The organism is Paenibacillus sp. SAFN-117, assembly GCF_051966115.1.
GTDB lineage: Bacteria > Bacillota > Bacilli > Paenibacillales > NBRC-103111 > Paenibacillus_L > Paenibacillus_L residui.
In genome coordinates this window covers 60,296-80,464 of sequence record NZ_JBQCLK010000016.1, presented here as the reverse complement: position 1 = coordinate 80,464, position 20,169 = coordinate 60,296, and the positions used below count along the sequence as shown (strand labels likewise).

General features: G+C 46.9%; 12 protein-coding genes and 1 riboswitch. Of the genes, 1 reads left to right on the top strand and 11 read right to left on the bottom strand.

Features of this window, described 5'->3' with window-relative positions:
* Positions 1–39: 39 nt before the first annotated feature.
* The 6 genes from ACTHRH_RS12410 to ACTHRH_RS12385 all read right to left on the bottom strand — a co-directional run bounded on the left by ACTHRH_RS12410 (position 40) and on the right by ACTHRH_RS12385 (position 9,038).
* Positions 40–996, bottom strand: a complete 957-nt coding sequence (locus tag ACTHRH_RS12410) for an ABC transporter permease (protein ID WP_397347713.1) — start codon at positions 994–996, stop codon at positions 40–42.
* Positions 997–1,231: 235 nt separating this feature from the next.
* Positions 1,232–2,779 carry an extracellular solute-binding protein gene (locus ACTHRH_RS12405; RefSeq protein ID WP_379289873.1) on the bottom strand — a complete coding sequence of 516 codons (1,548 nt, stop codon included), beginning with the start codon at positions 2,777–2,779 and terminating at the stop codon, positions 1,232–1,234.
* Positions 2,780–3,213: 434 nt separating this feature from the next.
* Complete coding sequence (locus ACTHRH_RS12400; protein ID WP_379289870.1) at positions 3,214–3,510, bottom strand: DUF4359 domain-containing protein; 297 nt, start codon at positions 3,508–3,510, stop codon at positions 3,214–3,216.
* A gap of 445 nt (positions 3,511–3,955) precedes the next feature.
* Complete coding sequence (locus ACTHRH_RS12395; RefSeq protein WP_440415776.1) at positions 3,956–7,813, bottom strand: collagen binding domain-containing protein; 3,858 nt, start codon at positions 7,811–7,813, stop codon at positions 3,956–3,958.
* A 174-nt stretch (positions 7,814–7,987) separates the two neighbouring features.
* Complete coding sequence (locus ACTHRH_RS12390) at positions 7,988–8,563, bottom strand: class D sortase (protein WP_379288840.1); 576 nt, start codon at positions 8,561–8,563, stop codon at positions 7,988–7,990.
* Between the two features lie 247 nt (positions 8,564–8,810).
* A complete protein-coding gene (locus ACTHRH_RS12385; RefSeq protein WP_440415824.1) occupies positions 8,811–9,038 on the bottom strand; it encodes a transglutaminase-like domain-containing protein in 228 nt (75 codons plus the stop codon).
* Between the two features lie 671 nt (positions 9,039–9,709).
* Positions 9,710–9,796: riboswitch (cyclic di-GMP riboswitch) on the bottom strand.
* Between the two features lie 218 nt (positions 9,797–10,014).
* Here ACTHRH_RS12385 and ACTHRH_RS12380 point away from each other — a divergent pair.
* Complete coding sequence (locus tag ACTHRH_RS12380) at positions 10,015–11,640, top strand: RNA polymerase sigma factor (protein ID WP_379288838.1); 1,626 nt, start codon at positions 10,015–10,017, stop codon at positions 11,638–11,640.
* 37 nt (positions 11,641–11,677) lie between these two features.
* Here ACTHRH_RS12380 and ACTHRH_RS12375 read toward each other — a convergent pair whose 3' ends face one another.
* From ACTHRH_RS12375 to ACTHRH_RS12355, 5 genes are all read right to left on the bottom strand, one after another.
* On the bottom strand, positions 11,678–12,811 hold the full coding sequence (locus ACTHRH_RS12375; protein ID WP_379288836.1) for an ATP-binding protein: 1,134 nt from the start codon (positions 12,809–12,811) through the stop codon (positions 11,678–11,680).
* Positions 12,812–13,165: 354 nt separating this feature from the next.
* Positions 13,166–13,912, bottom strand: a complete 747-nt coding sequence (locus ACTHRH_RS12370) for a VCBS repeat-containing protein (RefSeq protein ID WP_379288834.1) — start codon at positions 13,910–13,912, stop codon at positions 13,166–13,168.
* A 444-nt stretch (positions 13,913–14,356) separates the two neighbouring features.
* Positions 14,357–17,707: a X2-like carbohydrate binding domain-containing protein gene (locus tag ACTHRH_RS12365; protein ID WP_440415773.1), complete on the bottom strand. Its 3,351-nt coding sequence runs from the start codon at positions 17,705–17,707 to the stop codon at positions 14,357–14,359.
* Positions 17,708–17,899: 192 nt separating this feature from the next.
* The gene (locus tag ACTHRH_RS12360; RefSeq protein WP_379288830.1) at positions 17,900–18,751 is read right to left on the bottom strand and encodes a helix-turn-helix domain-containing protein; all 852 of its coding nucleotides are present in this window, start codon (positions 18,749–18,751) and stop codon (positions 17,900–17,902) included.
* 248 nt (positions 18,752–18,999) lie between these two features.
* The gene (locus ACTHRH_RS12355; RefSeq protein WP_260982141.1) at positions 19,000–20,061 is read right to left on the bottom strand and encodes a glycoside hydrolase family 76 protein; all 1,062 of its coding nucleotides are present in this window, start codon (positions 20,059–20,061) and stop codon (positions 19,000–19,002) included.
* Positions 20,062–20,169 lie beyond the last annotated feature (108 nt).

The window sequence follows — 20,169 nt, the reverse complement described above, 5'->3', positions numbered from 1 at the left end:
CGTTTAGCCCGGATTTGGCGGAAGCCTTGAGCGCACCGTTTACCAGATGCTATGTTCACTTACCTTCTTGCTGATTTGATTCGCGCCGATAATAAAGATAAAGCTGATAATTCCGGTAAACAGGTCAATGGCGGTCGCGTAGCTGTAATTTCCGTTGGCCAGACCCGTACGATATACATATGTGCTGAGAATATCCGCCGTTTCATAGGTGACCGGACTGGATAACAAATATACCTTCTCGAAGCCGATTTCAATAATCTTTCCGATATCGAGAATTAATAGAATAACGATGGCCGGAGCTATTCCCGGCAAAGTAATATGCAGGGTTTGCTGCCAGCGATTGGCCCCATCTATCCTCGACGCTTCGTACAATTGAGGATCGATCGCCGTTAATGCGGCTAAATAAATAATGGTTCCCCACCCGACATGCTGCCATATATCGCTGGTTACATAGATCGTCCGAAACCAGGACGCTTCAACCATAAAATTGATTTTGTCCATACCGAACATTTCCAGAAGGCGATTGACCATTCCGCTGGACGGGGACAGAAACATAACGACGATCCCGGCCACTACAACATTGGAAATAAAATGCGGCAAATAACTGACCGTTTGCACAAACCTTTTATAGAAGGAGTTTCTTACTTCGTTAATCAGCAGGGCTAAAATAATCGGAGCCGGAAACCCGAACAGCAGCTTATAGAAGCCCAGTAAGAAGGTGTTGCGGATAATGGGAAAGAAATCCGGGCTGTCAAAAAACATACGGAAGTATTTAAAGCCCACCCAATTGCTGGCGAATACCCCTTTATACATGTTATAGTCCTTGAACGCAATCGCTATCCCAAAGATCGGCACATACTTGAAAATGATGTAATAAAGCACACAGGGCAAAACCATGAGCAGGAGATATCGGTCGCGCTTAATTTTATATCCCAATGATGTATTGGACAGAGGCTTCGATTGAACATCAGTTATAGCAGGACGTGAGGTTGACATAGTTTTTTTACAATCTCCTTGTTGCGCGTATTTCTCTTTCCGGCCCCGTCTTATGCCGAATAAGAGATCCCTTTCAGTCTCCTATAAGCACGAGAGCTGAATCAGATTTATAACCTTATCCCTGGATCCTTCGATAAGCCGGACGGGAACTTCAGCATCTTCCAACAAGCCGGAGCAACGGATTGCAGTATTCCCGCCGCCTATAAGCATGCATGCTTATAGGCGGCAGGTATAATTATTTGTCCATGAGGCTCTTCGCCCGGTCATGTGCCTTTTTGTAGATGTCGACATATTTCTGAACGCCTAATCTTTCCATTTCAGCGACATAGGCATCCCATTCATCGAATGATTTCTGACCAAGAATAAACTTCCCGACGTTCTCCTCCATGTATTTCTTGATGCTCTCACCTGTAATGCCCAGCTCTTCGTTCTCCTGATCGGTAAAGGCAAAAACCGGCTGCTGAGGGTTTAAGGAGTATTGGTCGATCACTTTCAACCCCTCCTGCATTTCAGGAGAGAACATTTTGAAGAAGCCTTCCATGTCATGAACCGTAAATGATCCGTAGGTGGCAATCCCTGTTCTTGTTCTTAAGTCGGCGAAGCTGGTATATTCCGGGTTAATTTTTTTCTCCCCGTTCTCCACAATGTAAGTTTCGCCTTCCTTGCCCCAGCTCACCAGTTCAATGCCTTCCGGGGAATACAGAAAATCCAGATAGCGCAGAACGGCTTCCCTGTTCTTGGTATTGCTCGCTACTGACCAACCCTTAGGCATAAAACCGGAATATTCATTCAGCGGTTTTCCTTCAGGTCCGCCGGCCGGCGGCGGCATAAACTCGACTTTAAAGCCCGGAATTTGATCCTTGAGAAGAGACATCAACTGGTCGATGGACCCAATGTAATCCACGGCCATGAAAGCTTTCTCCTGGGCAAACAGGTCCTGGAACTGCTTCCGCTGGATGGACATGAAATCGGGCGGAATAAGCCCTTCCTTATAAAACTTGTTCAAATAGGTCAGCATGAGTTTGTAATTTTCTTCAACCGGGCCGTATCTCCACTCATCCTTGTCATAGTCGTAATACTGCCAGTTAAAAGTATTGAAGTTTGTCGCCATGTTGCCGAGCGGACTCATGCCGCCAAAGATCGCAAGCGGATAGCTGTCGGGATACAGTTCCTTTAATTTTTTGGCTACCTCGTACAGCTCATCGTAGGTTTTCGGAAGCTCCAGACCATGCTTCTCAAATACGTCAGATCGATACAGCCATGAACGCCTGGACTCCTTCTCAAGTCCATAGAGCGGAAGGTAATAGCTTTTACCATCGGCGGACATGACCCTCTGCTTCACTTCCGGATGATCCTCAAGAAACTTCTTGTAGTTCGGCATCTCGTCCAAATGGTCGAAGATATTAAGGAATGCCCCGCTATTCCCGTGTTTATTTGCCGTAGCCAGGTTCGTGATCGTCATGAGATCAGGCATATCTCCCGAAGACACTGCCAGGTTAATGGCCGTCCCGTAATCGTTAGGCGGCGCCTGCACATTGAATTCAATGTTTGTCGCTTCCTTAATGTACTTGTATATCGGCCAATCTTCTTTGTACGGCCAGTTCGGATGGGAATCGACCATCATATTCAGCTTGACCGGAGGATGGCTGGTCGGCCCTGACGATTCCGGCGGCTTTTCGGTCCCCGGGTTAGCACTGCCACCGCCGCATCCTGCCAATACAGTGCCCAACAGAGCTGCCGCGGCGGCCGTTTTAGTTGCTTTCTCCCATACTTGCTTTCTCATCTACTTCTTCTCCCCTTCGCTTAATGAAATCATTTTCACCATTCTGGCTTTCTTCTTCCTGATGATAGTGGCTGTTCGTTTAACCGCTTGCACAGACAAGAGTAGCTAGTGAACAGATTCAGCCAAGCTGAACATTGGGAACCGGATGAGATTCTACTCTGCCGGATTCAACACCGCCATAGAGACGGCCTTAACCCCGATAGGGAATACCGGTGATTACAGATGCGGCCAACTCCAGCGACAGTATTGATCTTACCTTCTTCTTTTAACAAAAACTACTGACAATTCATGCGAACATAAGCTGAAAACCCGAAGGCTGAAAAAAAGTCAACGATCTGAAAACCGGACTATGGAAAATATAGCCCATAAATGATGAACATAAAAAAGAACCTCCAGAGCCACTATGGAAGTGAAACGGGAGGTTCTTTTTCTACTCAGTGTAAAGATAGGAAGTTATTAAATACGCCTAAAGCTTTAATCTTGTTTTTATCTGTAAATTTGGTCTCACAGACCGTGAAAACAACATAGTTCGAGCAGGTCGTTGTGCTTTGGATCAGACCGTCCAGCTTATCTCCAAGAAAATCTATGCCCCAAGAAACGATTACATTATCCGCCTCTTTCTTGACTTGCGTCTTAATCCACCTGGTAAAATCATCTTTCTTGGGAGCGGTAGCCGCTGCCAGAAGAGCCACAATAATCACGAGCCCGAACACGATATACTTCTTTTTCAACCTTTTGCCCCCTGTCGAAGAATTATTCAGCTATAGGCAATTATAACCAATTGCGACCTATTAAAGAAGACACTCTTTTAAATCTAGTGAAGGATAATGTGCGAACATTCCATTAAAAAAGCTTTCCTTCCGTTCCGAAAGAAAGTGCCTCCGAAGCTTTAAATCCAGTCCAAATCATATTTCTACCGCACCTCAAAAAGGGCGGCCCTCTATTGGGAGGGAACGCCCTGTCCGACATTTAATTAACCACATTAACCTAAATCATGCCCGATTATGATGATATAAGCAATTAAGAAAACCTATTTGCATCTTAATTTAGTTTTCCTATCTGACGACGCACTGATTCTGGTTTTGAGCCATAGATATCTGCGTAAATTGAGAATGAGCAGCCGACTGCGTAAAAAAATCCGTTGCCTTATTTCAGGCAACGGATTTTGGTGAACCCTTAGCGTTTCGAAGCTCTTTGTCTGAACCAGAGCACCACGGCTGCGGCACAAAGAAGTAATCCTACCCATGGTGTAATAGGCATCGTTTCTCCTGTCAGCGGCAGCAATCCATTTTTCCCGGTGGAATCTTCCTTATTCTCAGGGTTATCGCTTGTCTCCTGCTCTGTAGGTCGATAAGCCTCCGGGCTCAAAGCATTGTCAGCATTCTGTTCGTTATCCGATTTTTCTTGATCGGCTATTTCTTGGTCGGGCAGATTCCCATCCGGCCGGTTGTCTTCCGGTTCTTGATCATTATCCGTTTGATTATTATCAGTCGGATCGTCATCCTTATCCTCATTACCAGATTCAACAGGTGATATAATCGGATATTCTTCAGGTTCTGGTGTCGAGCTTGGACTTGGTGTCGCACTTGGTCCCGGTACCGGACTTGGGCTCGGTGTTGTACTTGGTTCAGGGTCCGGACCCGGGTCTGAGCCTGGTGTCGGTTTCGGACTTGGTGTTGGCTCCGGACTTGGTGTCGGTTCCGGGCTTGGTGTTGGCTTCGGACTTGGTGTCGGCTCCGGACTTGGTGTCGGCTCCGGACTTGGTGTCGGTTCCGGACTTGGTGTTGGCTTCGGACTTGGTGTCGGCTCCGGACTTGGTGTCGGTTCCGGACTTGGTGTCGGTTCCGGACTTGGTGTCGGCTCCGGACTTGGTGTCGGCTCCGGACTTGGTGTCGGTTCCGGACTTGGTGTCGGCTCCGGACTTGGTGTCGGTTCCGGACTTGGTGTCGGTTCCGGACTTGGTGTCGGTTCCGGACTTGGTGTCGGTTCCGGACTTGGGCTTGGTTCTGGAGAATCCTTGCTCTTATTTTTTACTGTAAGCTCAGCATCTTTAATCGTTTCTTTAATTTCGATTGGTTGTTCAGCAACTTCAATTATATATCCTTCTGGCGCTTTATCTTCTTTCAAGATGTATTTCGCAAACAAAAGATTCTCGAACTTTACTTTTCCGTCTGTTCCCGTTGTTAATGTTCTAATAAGCTTACCATTCGAAGCAAAGTAAAGCGAGAATTCGGCGCCTTCCAACGTTTTGAATGAATTGTCAGCATCGACCTTGGTGATCGTAAGGCTGCCAAGCTCGCCGCTTCCTGTACCTGATCCACCGGACAGTTTTACTTGGATGGGCTTGCTTGAGGTCATTTTATCAGTGGCAATTCCGTTTCCTTGGAATTCAACTTCATTCTTAACGACGTCATTATGCTTAGCGTTAATAAACGACTGATATTCCAATACATAGGCAGACTTAAAATCTTCTATAAATATGATTTCAAAGGTTTCTTGACCCCCGGCATCCGTATTGAATTCGAGAGTATAGTCTTGATCTTCCACTAATACTTTACTCTCATCTTTCGAAACTACTCCATTTGCCGCAATCGTTGTTCCATAAAGCTTAAATGTGTCCTCAAGCAGGATCTGGTTTACACTGAGCGTGTCAATGATTTTAGCTCCTGCCGGAATTTGGGATTGCCCGCGGTTAATGAAAACTTTCCACTCTATCTTGGCGCCTTTCTGCTCACCTTCTTTATAGGTGTATTCCGTTCCATGATTAATCCCTACTCTAGCTGGCAAAGTGGTTAATAGTTTATCGCCTTCTTTAAGCCATGCTGTATTGCTGTACTCCTCGTCAATCAGCGTCCCTTCAAGAGAGGTTTCATAAGTAATGAGGTAGGGGGTATTAATAGACTCAAACGTAATTTTGAATCCTGGATTTCCATCGACATCTGTAATGTCTTCTACTTTATACTCGCCCTTATCGACTTTATCGCCCTTCTTGACTCCATTCCGTCCTCCTGTAAGTTCCATATGATGAACTGTAAGAGACCCCTCTACAAACTTTTGCTCCGGAGTCTTCGGCATAAAGTCTTCTACACTAGCAGATTCAATCTTATCCAGGTTGTAATTCACGCCAATTTCCCATGTGATTTTTTTATCTTCGGCGTTGTAGGAACCATTTTTAAAGCCGTTGTTTTGGGTGTATTGATCCGGGTTGAAATTATTTGTTACAGATCCTTCATACTTCTCGTTTCCATCCTTCCAATACACGGTTGCTTTGTTTTCAAACCATGTTTTCCCGTCTATTAAAGATCTAAAATTGAATTTCGTGGTGTAGGTTATAGTAATTTTGGAAGTAATTTCTTGATCCTTTAAATCATTGATCACAAAACCTGCATCCCACGAATCATGGCCATCCAAATATACGATATCCGTCACTGCACTTGTTTCGGAGTTTCCGATTTTAATCCGTGCGGTTTCTGGAAGCAACTCTAGCCCGCGACTGGTAAACTCATCCCTAACAACGATTTCGTTCATCTTGTATCCATTTTCGTTTATTACAATGGTCCAGTCGACAGTCTTCTCTTTGTAATTAACGTTGCCGTGCAACTTGCGAATAGCCCTTTGCTCAATAGATTGAGAATCTGAACCTACCTTGCCGTCAAATTCAACCACATTATCTATTTGGCCGTTTTTAATAACAAGACCTTCCGCTTTGGTCTCATATTGAATCTTATAAGCGGAATCGAAGTCTTTCAGGAATTGAAGTGTAAAGCCGTTGTCTTTAGTTTCAGTGTCGACTTTATAATAGACGGATTCAGTAACGGTTTCGAAGCCGCTCTCCTTGCCTGTTTTCGGATCGATCGTTACTTTCTCTACTTTAAAGGATCCGTCCATTATTTTAAAGGATGCTTCCTTCAGTCCATCACTTACTGTAAAAGTATCCTCGAGAATTGCTTTGTCCGGCGGGATGCTCTTCTGGGCATAATTATATTTAATCGTCCAGGTAATCGTTTGGGTTATCGGATCATAATGCCCTGCCTCTTTTTCCAGTAATTTTCCGCGCCGTACAGATATACTGGCTTCCGCAGATTGAGCCCCACTTTCAGTGCTGGTTAATGTTGCTTTATTGTTGAATGTTATCGGTCCGTCATTCTGATCGGCAACCTTTGTTGTATACCGAATTTGATAAGCTGAACCAATGTCTCCAAACTCAATCTTCACTTCGTTACTGTCGGAAAGATTATTGTACTCGCTTGGATCTATCAGCGAACCCTCAGTCACTTTACCCTGCGGATCCACATTCAGACGATATACTTCTATGGAATCGGTCTGCAAGGTCTGGCCCGTTTGAATAGGATCACTGACGGATGCCCCCTTGAGGGATTTCAGGTTCGTATTAATATCTATAGACCAATACAATTCCTGCCCATTATATTCTTTATCCGGGGTTCCCGCTTTTTGAATGGCCGACCCTCCCTTGGGCTGCAGGTTAATAGGTATGATCTTACCGTCGCCTACAAGGGGAAAATGAATTTCTCTATTGATCGTTTCTCCCACCAGGTCTTCCCTAATAGCGCTCCAAATCATGATTTTTCCGCCGACATTGGAACGATCTACATTTTGGTTAAACTTCATAGTAACAATATTTGTGCTTTTATCAACAGAGAACGTTCCTACACTCCCCAGATCAGTGGATAAAGGAGTATCTGGAATGTCGTTGTAAAGCTCAAAGTCTGATGGAAGCTCAAATTGATAGATTTCCCCACCTTGTAATCCATGATCATCTGGAAGCCCCCAACCATAATGCAGAACAACAACTGAACCCGGGACGATCCGACTATCCGGATTGTATACTGCATTGATGACCGTTTCTTCATCGTCTTCAGTTATTTTCACATCACTGAAGTAAACCGCATTCGTCACTGTGCTCCCAGTTCCCTGAAGCGGTACTATTGGATTGGCCAGTCCGGATATTGCAAAGAAAAAATTTTGTATAATCAACAAAAATGCTATGGCCAGAATATTCCCTTTCCTCTTCATATCTTTCCTCCATTGGATGGTTGTATGTACTTTCTCCTTCGAAAAAAATTGCTGAAATTCACCCCATCCCAGTCATGAAGCTGTGCCTTACTAAGATGTGGTCTTCCGGTTAATAAAGTATTCCTTCCTCTTAAAAACTGACGGGAAAATTCTGTTCCCCGGCCCTATAACGAACTAATCTATCCTCACAGCCTTGACAATAAGCCGGTGAGTTGGGTTATACGCCGGCTCGCAAGTAACGAGGGTCACCTCCTCTAGATCCGCATTATGATCCAACACGGATAAATCATCCGGCTCCACAAGGAACTTCGATGCGACGGAGTAGACATACGAGTCCTTCTGGGTCTCAATGACAATCTGGTCGCCTTCCTCCATCTCATCCAGACGGCTGAATTGTTTACCGTAAGTCCAGCTGCGGTGACCAGCTAACGCGAAATTGCCGGGTTGTCCTAGATGACGGTCCGTTTCGATAGTTCCTATCCCTGCTTTCAAGGTCTTTTTATCCGTACCTTCCAGTACGGTTTCGCGCAGATCAATCTTATCGATGGTGATGGTACCGAGAACAGCATGGCCGTCGATAGTGATCGTTCCCACCCCGCCCTCCTGAGAGGAGTCCACAGGGGGCTTGGATACAGGCTCTGAGGATAAGGGTTCAGAAGATTTCTCTTGCAGCAGATCCCACTGAGCCAACATTTCCAATTGTTTCTTCTCTTGAATATGCCGGTCCCACCACGGATAGAGAATAAGCACGATTCCCGCCATAAAAAGCAGTAAAATTGCCCCGCTTATCCATTTATTTTTAGTTATTTTGTCTCACCTTCCCACTCTTTAAGATAAAGGTAGCTTCCAATATCCGCTCCTTTCCCAATCCGGTAATATATCGACATATAGTATCAAGGTCCTCTGAACAAAAACTGAACAAAATAAAATAACCCGCTGGAACATTCAGCTGGTTATTAATGAAATGGTTATAAAATTTAGTCGATATGCCGGAAACCTAGTACACTCTCATGGCTTCATACTTGTCCGAATTTTTATAAACCGCTGCCGCATTGCTCTTACCCGAATCTATTGTAGTATCAATAGTCACCCATTCGTTATTTAAATAAACTTCATTCCAAGCGTGATATTCTGTTACGTACTGCGAATGACCCATAACCAATTTGGCAGGGATCCCCACACTTCGCAGCATAGCCGCAAATAGAGAAGAGTAACCGTAACAGATGGCTTTACCCGTTGTAGGGTATCATCAATATCCGGGATGTAACCGGCCGTAATCTGGCCAGCCAATTCGTGATCATAGCTAACATTATTAATTATATAGTCATAGATTGCTATTACTTGGCTCTTCGCTATACTACATGGGAAAAACTACGTTTGAGAGGCATAATAGAGCGATTTGACATGGAGCCTCTGCGGGCATGAGTACTCGCGAAAGCCGCGAAGGGTAAGGAATTCGCGTTGCTAACCAGCTTATCATGCCCGCCTCTCCATATAAAATCGCTGTCTATTTACCCCACCCAGAGTAGCGAGGAAGCTATTACTTTCTCTTCATCGGTCTTAAGATTCCGCGTTAATTCTTCTGCCTTCTTAACCGCAAGTTCCGCTTCCTTCCAAAAAACATTTTGGATAGAATTCAGGTAGATGATCTTCGAATCTTCCACTTCTAATTGAACGGAAGCCGATTGAATTGTCTTATATTTATTCCCGGATATATTCTCCATCATCGAAATATTATAGGTGCCATTGCCTAATTGCAGTGGGAACCACTCTATTTCTTGGGAATTAAGTAAATTATACGTATAGGTTTGGCCTTCCTTGGTTTACCACGCCATTCTGAACAAAATCTGAACAAAATTTCATTCTTGATCTATGACTGCCAGAATTTAATAAATTCATGGCAGTCGAACGATCATAGTACCTTAGGTACGTTAGACTCAGACTTTGCGTCCCATCCTTTCGAATGGTTTGCTATTGACATGGAACATTATGTAGTTAATCATGAAATGCGCAAGTGTACAGCCATTCTAATTCTAATGCATGTAGAGGAGAGTTCCACGATTTGCATTAAAACATATCAAACTGAACAATAACTGAACAATATATGGTTATTTTTCAAAAATTTTTTCTAAACTTCTTTCCAACCTTTTGTTTATTACGCCCACTTTATGGATGACAGGAAGCTTAAGGGAGAGGATTTCATGCTTGAGCAAACATGGAGTGAACGCTTGCAAGATTATGTCAAGCCCGTATTTGGCTATGCGCTGAACCGGACGGGAAACCGCCAAACGGCTGAAGATTTGACTCAAGAAATCTTTCTGCAATTATTGAAGACACTGGCCTCGGGAACATCGGTTAATCATCTGGAAGCCTATGTTTGGACAGTTGCCCGCTACACTTGGATTAACTGGCTGAAGCATAAGGGGAAGCACTCCATCGTAAGCAATGGTCTTCCCGAATTTCTGGCTGACGGCACCGCCGAACCTCTGGATCAATTGGTCCATCACGAGGCCTTCGACCAATTGCGGCGGGAGATCGCTTACCTATCCGAGCTTCAGCGCCGAGTACTCGTAATGCATTATTACGATGGTTTAAAGCAAAGAGAAATAGCCGCCGCCTTGAACCTTCCTGTCGGAACGGTAAAATGGCATCTTCATGAGGCCAGAAGAGAATTGAAGAAAGGAATGAATCTTATGCGTGTCAAAGGTGAGCTCAGCTTTAACCCCATTAGTTTCACCGGAACGGGGCATACCGGACAGCCCGGACCCGATGGAGAAACCGGAAAGTTCCTCCGAAGCGCCATTTCGCAGAACATCGTCTACGCCGCTTATCACAAGCCCGTAACTGTACACGAACTGGCCGACGAGCTGGGGACTCCGCCCCCTTTCATCGAGGATGAAGTCAGATACCTTGCGGAATATGATTTCCTGACCGAGGTTAGTCCCGGCAAGTTTCAAACCAACATGATTCTATGGAATACGACGCGGGAGCAGCTAGAAGAAACCTATAGTTTGTACAAGGAGTGTGCAGCCGAAGTTGCTGATCTTCATTTCCAGGCTTTGATGGATGTCCGCCGTTCCGTAGAGGAAACCGGAATTTACTATCCGGACAAGGACTATAACTTTCTGCTGTGGACCCTGCTGCCCAAAAACATTGGAGAACAAGGAGCCGCAGCCAAAGCCTTCGAGCTGAAGCAGGAGGAGATTCCGCTCCGGAAGGATGGAGGCCGGTATATTGCGACAGCAACAATAGCTCCACAAGATTGGAGCCGGGAGGAGCTGCCTTTCGACCTGCGTCACTATGAGATCTGCGGACCTATGATAAGAAACGGGGGAGGAGAGCTAGCCCTATGGCAACTAGATTCTTACTGGAGTAATAGGCCGGGCTGGAAGCATCTGCATTTTCAAGACGCCGAGCTCTGCCATGCTTTCTGGAAGGGGGACCTGCGGGATGAGACAGCATCTAACGAGCAGCTGGCACTACTTCTGGCCAAGCAATATGTCTTAAAACAGGATAGAGGCTATTCTTTCAATGCGGTATGGATCGACCATCCGGACATCATCGCCCGCTTGCGGAAGGTTATTCCTGATTTGTCCAAGGAATACAGGCCTATAGTAAGTCGGATCCATGAAAAGATGTACGAAATTACGATGCGCAATAAACCTAAACATATTGCCCCCCAGGTCGATTATATGAGCAAAATAAACGCCTTCGACGGCCAACTGATTCCATATATCTTAAAGCATTTGATAGACCGGAACCTATTGCAGCCGCCTAAACCGCACCAAAGTAAGTCAATTACCACTCTTGTGGGACTTATCCATTAAATCTTCGCGGGCCCTCGATGATCGGGGGCCTTGTACGTTAAGTTAAAGCGCTATCAGCTTGGGGAAACGGGATAGCGGGAAAGGTTATCGTGAAGCAAGTCCCTCTACCGGGTGTGCTCTCAACCTCGCATTCTCCCTCCATAGCTTTAATAATGCTGAAGGAAACCATCATGCCGAGCCCGGTGCCCTGTTCTTTGGTCGTGTAGAAAGGGGTTCCCAGCATGCGGATTTGTTCGGCACTCATCCCCTTCCCGGTATCCTGAATAATGATGACCGCTTTGTCATCCTTCTCCGTTAAACGAATCGTAAGATCTCCACCCTGCTCCATGGCTTCGATTCCATTTTTGATAATATTAATAAGCGACTGATGGAACTTCTTCCCTTGCCCTAAAATATAGATGTCTTTTTCATCGTTTTTGATCGTATGTACACCAATATTCCCCATACTGGCATAAGGCTGGATAACTTGGACAATGTATTCCAGCTCGCGGTTTAACTCCAACAGCTCTGCATTTTGCATAGAAGGCTTGGCGAAATTAAGATAGTCCGTAATAATATGCTCCGCACGGTCCAATTCGGCCAAGCTTATATTGATATATTGCTTTTTCTTTTCTTCACTGACTACCGTATCCCGCAGTAATTGAATGAATCCTCTGGTCACCGTAAGCGGGTTTCGGACTTCATGGGAAATGCTGGCCGCCAACTGGCTGACCGTTTGCAAATGCTCCACTTTGCTTAACTCGTTGGAGAACGTCCGCTCTAGAGCCATGCGCTCCAGTCTTTCCTCCAGAAGCTTGCGGTCTGTAATATCCCTCATGTATACCGCAATACTAACTACCCGACCCTCTATTTCATTAGGTACCATCATCACCTGGAGAATTAAACGGTTCCTATCGCTGCCGCTCATAGCCAGTTCAAACTGATTAGTTTCCCCTTCAGCTGCTTTTTGAAAGTAATAATGAAAGGCTTCCATTTCCCCGGACACCATAACTTCCCTGTAGCTGCGGCACATGAGCTCATCTTTCGGACAACAGAACAGGTCGGATGCAGCCGGATTGGCATAAATAATGTCGCCTTGGAGGCCCGTGACATAAATAGCGTCTAAGTGATTTTCAAATAGACCGTAATCGAAAGAAACATTCAGAAAGCCCGAATACTGGTTATTTTTCAAATCTCTATACCTCGCTTTACCAGAATGTCAAACTCCCTCCTAGAAAACTATAGCACATCCCTCCCGGGAAAAATTTAAAATTTCCGCAACCCGGGAAAAATCGGGATTTTAGCCCCATAAAAGATATAAAAAAGACTCCTATCGGAGCCCTATAAATCCCCTACCCCCTACAAATGCCAATAGGAGTCTTCGTTCTTCGCCACATTAACACTATAAAGATTCCTATGTGCAAGGATAAACGGCTATCGCCGTCCTTGGGACAGGCCGTTTACCGATGAAATATAAGAGCAGGTATAAGGTGAAACTTTCGCTTTCTTATATTTTAGAAAAACACCTCCAAGGCGTCCTTCTATTCTAGTCCTTCCCCGTTATCCAAACCCACTGCTGGTAAGGAATGAATCGGCTGCCGTTCCATTTCAATATATTCATAACATAGCCCAGGCCGTCGGCGTTATATCTGCCCGTAATACGCTGCAGGGCCATCAGCTCGTATTGCCCGTCGCGCTCCATATCTGCCGGATAGAGCCCGCTTAGCGGATTGACATCCCCTCGGATGGGCTCTTTCAATTTTCCATTGGCATCGTAAATTTCGGACAAATATTCTCGACCTTTGTAGGTCAAATCGATAATGTACGTACGCTGCGGAATCAGGCTCCTCACTTGCGCCTTGTAACCATCCAGATATTGAACGTCATATTTGTACTGCTCATTGTATTCCATGGCATCAAATAATTTGCGGGGCTGATTATTAACATAAGAAAACACATAGTCGTAGGTAAAAGCGCCGGATCCTCCCGAATCAATGCGGATCAATATATCTTCCACACCATCCCCGGTAAAATCGGCCAATGCCAGGGTAGGGTTATACCCTGCGTTCTGTTGGAGCGGAATGGGACGGCTTCTTCCTGTCCTCCCGTCTTGAATGAGTAGCGTAATATGCTGGATAAACGGACTATCCGGGCTTTTGCTGCCCGCCAAAAATATTCTATCGGGCACATGATCCCCGTTGACGTCCCCAACCTTCTGATCCAATATCCGCATGGCAGCGGTCGGATCGGGCTCCGGTCGCCTGTAGACTAAACCGTTAGCATAACCGTACATCGGATTCACCCCTCCGTTGAGTTTTCTGTAGGTTTAGTTTATGACGAGTCTATGGGCGATGTGCACAAGGCGGAAGCCCTCGAAGTATAGCTGAGGGAGGGTCGTAATTGGAACACACGACTCTGTTAGGTTGCCGATAAGCTTCGGGCCATAACGCGGGCTTATCGATCCATCGGATACGAATTCCTGCGATAATACATCCATTTCGGTCTCAAATCACCCGCTCACCCCTGGAACAAGAAAAAAGATGTATTTTTGCAGGCTTGTTACTGGACACGGAGTCAACCGACCAAAAGCATGCAGAATTGCAGGCTTTTAATTTCCGAAGCTATCTTATTGGCATGAAAAAGCAATCTCTAATACCTGGATTACCACATAGGTATCTTTAAGTTCTTTAAGGAGAAAAAAACGGACCCCCGCCAAGCGAGAGTCCGTTTCGATTATTCATTTCTTAACCCGGATCGTATCACGGCCTGTAAAGCGTGTGCCGTCCTGCAGTTGACCGTTCAGCACCATCTCCGCTTCCCCTTCTGTCTCTCCCAGCGTGGCGATCACTTTCTGCCGGTCGAACTTGAGCATCAGATCCCGGACTCCATTCCGGTCCCTGTCTCCAATTTCAATTGGGTGGGCTTGCGCCGCGATGCTGACTCCTCCTATGTTCAGACTGACAGAGGACGGATCAATCATGGACACTTCATGGGAAGACGGCAATTCTACGTACACCGTCATGGAATTCGCCCCTCCCTGGCTTTTCAGGTTCAAAGTGCGCGGATGGATCTCGACCGAAGCTTCCAATATTTCCGGCTCGGGCGGCTGTACCGAATGATAGATTTCTATTTCATTAATCGTCGGCTCTTTCTCCGTGGTAGAATTCATCCACAGTCTGAAATAGGACGAAGTCACCGGGGCGAATTCGATCGTCTTGCTCTGGCCGATGGTGGTCCCCTCGGTGCCGGGAATATCGATATAATTGATGCCGTCCTCGGAATACTGCAGCACATAGGAATTAACCCGAGGATAATCGATCTCCTTAATGATGACCATGTTATAAGTCACGTCTTCCCCGAAGTCTATGCCCAGAAATTGATCGGCGGTTTCCCCTCGCCCTGCCGACCAGCGGGAACCGGCATTCGAATCGAATGCCTTCGCTGCCCCATAACTTTCGTTCCACACAGAAGAGGCAAAATAGCTTCGGTTCGCTGCAAGATTCTCATTGCGGATTTCCACAGTCAGTTCAACGCTGCCGGAGCTGAATTCAAAAGTGAGCGTATGCAGGCCGAGCGGAAGCGACGCCAAGTATTCCTGCTTTAAGGTCACCGCCGGGCCATTGTCGATGTAATCGATCCCTTCGGTTAATTCACCATTCTCTCCTTGAATAGCGATAAGTGTATTTCCGTTTAACTTCATTGGAATCACACGGTCTCCCGAATTCCGGGGATAGATAATGGCCGATACTTCCAGCTCCGCCTTCTTCGGCGGCATGACACTGAGGCTCAGGAAAGCATCATTGCCTTGAGAGTAGGAGAATTTCAACGCATATTCCCCGACAGGCAGAGAACTCAAGTAAGCTTTCGTCAGCACAGCCGTCTCTCCGCTTACGATATAATCCCGCCCTTCGGTCAGCTTATGCGTTCCGTTAGCTATCGAAACGAGATTGTGCCCGTAAAGTCTCATGCGGATGGTCTGATCACCGTTATTTTGCGGGTACTCCACAAAGGGGGTGCTTATTTCCGCGTGGGCGGGAGGCAGACCGTCCCCAATCACCCCGATTTCGTCAAACGGGATCTTCTCGAATTCCGGTAACTGTGCATAGATCGGAGAATCGTCCCGCAATCCGAAATTACCGTTAGCCGGATCCACAAAGCCCAGTCCTTCTTTATCCGCATAGGCGATATTATTCTCGAACGTTCCCATCTCCATATTCCGGCTGTCGCCGGTGATATCACCCGTATTCACATATACATTGTTGCGGACGACATTTCGCTTGGGAAGCAGAGGATCGTCCTCCAATATATTGGGAAGGGTCGGATATCTCGCGCTCCAGATTTCCCCTTGGTAAGGAACCTGATTGAATTTGCTCATTAAGGATTCGTAATTTTTCTCGCCCGGCTTATAGCCCCGGTTCATGAAGGCAATGAAGGTCCCGCTGTCGAGAACGATATTGTTTTCCACTACGTTCTCCCGTCCGTTAGCCAGCTTGAAGGCCTGCTTGCCGATATTATGAAACACGTTACCGCGCATCTCCACGCCGCTCATGTAATCATCGAGATAAATGGCTGCCGTGGAAACCCGCAATTGGCTGGCCACCATGTCGTGAAAATAATTATAGCGAATGATGTTGCCCCGCCATACGAAGCTTCTGCCGGAATAGATGGCGGACGCATCGGCCGTTTCTTTGACCACATCAAAGATATCATTATATTCGATGACATGGTCGTTGCCCCGGAATTGAATCGCAAAGTGAGGGGCATTATGCAGGTTGTTATAAGCCACACGATTGCCGACGCCGTTCAACTCTACGGCAGGGGTATACGTCAGCTTGATTCGCGAATAATTCGAGATGTCATTGTTGACCGCATAATTCTCAGCAGGCGTCAACGTCTCGAAATCGCCCCCGTCCAAGCGGATTCCGCCGTTCCCCATGCTGTAAATCAAGCTGCCATATACGCCGTTATTCTTTCCTCCATAAACTCTGACGGCGTACCCGCCCATTTTGCTGATTTCGCTATATTCGATACGATTGTTTTCTCCTCCGGTGATCTCAATGCCGTTGCCACGGCTCACTTCCATATTCAGTCCGCTAAAGACGATATTCGACGTTTGGTCCATCCGAATTAAACTGTCTTTCATAAGCGAGAGCTGAACTTTCCCTTCTCCCAGCGGGGTGGGCGGATAAAGATACAAAATGCCCGTTTCCCTGTCCAGATACCATTCTCCGGGCGCGTCCAGCAGTTCCAAAATATTATAAAAATAAAACCGCTGGTCTGCTTTCATGGCATAGCTCGAGGTGTTATCGGTTTCAATCGTCTTCCGCTCGAAATCTATCGATTTGATATGCAGGTCATTGGCGAACCAGTCATTTCCCCAATAACCGAGCATCCATACGTCACTATTATTAATCCATGGATTAGGAATTTGATCTTTATAGGTAAACGTATAGCCCGGGTTAGCTTCATCCGGTTTAACCAGCACCTGATCTACTTGGGTAAATCCATGGTTGGGCCAGCGGGCCAGTCCCATCACATTTCCGTTAATAAACAGTTCCGGAGCCACATCCAGATTGTTCCCCAGTACACCATAATCGGTTATACCGATAGACTGTAGGTCCAACTGAAGGACATGCTCTCTCGCTCCTTGCGGAATTCGCTCCAACACAGCCGCATCCGTTACCGGCTTGAACCGGGCCGCATCCAGGGTATCCCCTCCGGTGAAGATCACCTTCTCTCCTTCATACGCTTTGTATACGATCGGCGCTCCCGAAGCTCCCGAATCGCGCTCATCCAATTGGAAGGTATGCGTGAAACGATAGACCCCCTCCCGGATAACAATTTCAACCCCTCCTGCAGGGAGTCCCTCCCCGCTCTTCAAAGCGCGAACCGCATCCCGAGCTTTCTCCAGAGTCGCAAACGGATGACCGATAGAGCCATCGTTGGCGTCTTTTCCATCCTTGGCTACAAAGAAACGAACCGCCGCATGATCCTTCGCCAGGGCGGATTCGCCTGGACCGCTAACCACAAAAATAGCGCACAATGCCGTAAACAGAACCAGACCCTTTAACAACAGCTTGTCTTTCATAAGATCCCACCTCTCCTCTTTCGGTAATGTATCTCCGTTCAACGGTTTTTCCAAACCGTTATGAATCGTCCTCCTTTCCCCGTCCAAACTGAGTGCCGTCTTTCTTCTCCTCCATTGTATGGCGCTTTCCCGCACGGATAAATTAGCTATCCTAACCTTTTTTGTTGTTAAATTAACTTGTTCATACCCGGCTTACGGGTTTGTCCGCTCATCAATACTCACCCGGTTTCTATATTCCGAGGGAGAGAAACCGACACTCTTCTTGAACGCCGCCGAAAAATAAGAGCCGTCGTTAAATCCCGCCCGGCAGGCGACTTCATTCACCGCAAGGTCGGTAAAGGCCAGCAAATGCTTCGCTTCCTCCAGCCTTCTTTCATAAATGTAGCGCTTCGGCGGCATCCCCAAATGCTTCTTGAAAAACCGAATAAAATAGTTGGGGTGGAAGTGGGCGGTCTGTGCCAATTCTTCTATCGTCAGTTCCTGAGTCAAATGGGTATCGATATAGTGAATCGTATCCAGCAGCTTTCGAACGGACATCATCTGAGGGGTATCGTCCTTCTCCTCATAAGCTTGATCGATAAAATACGCGATGATTGCAAACAGTGCGGAGTATATTTTGAGGGTAGTGGCCGGACCGCCGTTGGCACGATGATCGGATAACTGCCGGAAATGCTGCTGCAGCCCTGCGGAGGGATCCGCCTTTACGACTTTCGGAAGGTCGAACAGATTAAATAAATGCACAAACTGGATATTCGATCGGAAATGGCACCAATACATCGTATAAGGGGTGCCTTCCGTCACGGAAAACGACTGCAGGACTCCCCCCGGGATAAACATCAGTTCCCCCGGCCGGGGAGTGTACTGCTCATTCCCGAACTGAATCCAGCCTTCGCCGTCGCAAATATAGTACAGCTTGTTATAGGACGGAGCATAATTAAAACGCTTCCAATCACGTCCGCAAACAGAAAGCTTCGCATGAAGCAATTCAATCCGCAGCTTGGAAAGATAATCGTTAAGCCACTGCTTCTTGTCCTTCTCCATCATCCATTCACCTTCCTATTCAGATAGGTCTAGCCTCTGCTCGCCCATACCGGACCCGAAGAAGAAACGGCCGTCACCGTCGTTGTGCAAGAAGGTACCGTTTCTCGATGAAATATCATTAAACCGCTATCGCCGTCCTTTGGACAGGCGCGTTTACCGATGAAATACATAAGGTGAAACTTGTCCTTTATATTTGAAGAAAAGACACCTGACCGGTGTCTTTACCCAATAGTTCCAACGGGTAAACTGCCTTACTCTGATTGAATAGCAGCCGCTTTCTCCAAGAGCATGACGCCGCTTAACTGGGCACTGAGATCCAGCGGTAAGACAGGTGGAAGTCCCCAATAGGTCCCGAATAAGATACGCTCCCCCTCTTGCGCATGCTCCCACGCCTGTTCCGCATGATGCAAGATGAACGGCGTCAACGCTTCCTGCGCAGGATCGGCTGCTGCCAATTCCGCCAAATAACGAATAAAAATCCCTTTAAACAACCCTCCGTCCCCGGTTCCCTCATCGCGCAAGAGCATGGAAGAAGAGTCCGTTAATCTTCGCATGGCCTCCTCTGCCGTTCGTATGGCCGAATCCAGAAAGCTTCGCTCCTTAGTGATCCGGTACAGCTCTACCGAGGCGCCTATATAGGTCCCTTGGTTATAGGAGAAGATCCAATCCTTGTCGATTCTCCCATCCCCGGTGCGATTCATGCCATCCCAGACAATGCCTGTCTGCGGATCTACCATATGGCTCCGCAGCCAATCATACGTTTGATTGGCCCGGTTCAGATCCTCTTCCTGCCCCCACCTCTGGTATAATCGGGCGGCCAGAATGACGGCCGGGGCGTTGGACGGAGTATTTTTATAGTCCGGCTGCGATTTGCGCCATGCAAAGCCTCCTCCCATCTCTTCATTCCAGCCGCCTTGAATGTCCTTCCACAAGATTTGTACGGCATTCTTGTATTTTTCTTCTTCGGTATGGTCATAAAGCCGGAGCAGGGCCAGCGCCATCCACAGCATGTCGTCATAATAATCGATCGTTATCCCGCCCCTCTTCCGAATGACCCCTCCGAATAGTTCATCCGCCTGGCGCAAATATGCAGCATCTCCTGCTCTTTCATATCCGTCCACAAGAGCATCGATCGCATGAGCCTGCCACCAATAATGGAACTGCCGATTACAATCGTGACAGGGAAATTGGGTGTCATACAATCCGGTCTGCCGGTTCCAGTAGGATGAATCCAATGCCTTGTGTGCCTGCTCTGCCCTCGAGGCCCATACAGATTCCTGCATCGTTTCCTCTTCCTTTTTCTTTTCCGCCATAAACAAATTCCCTCCCCCAATGAAGATGAGTAACGCGCACAGGCCAATTAATATCCCGCTCCTCCTCCGCATGCAATCCCTCCTGCGGCCCATTCTGCCGGTGGGCAA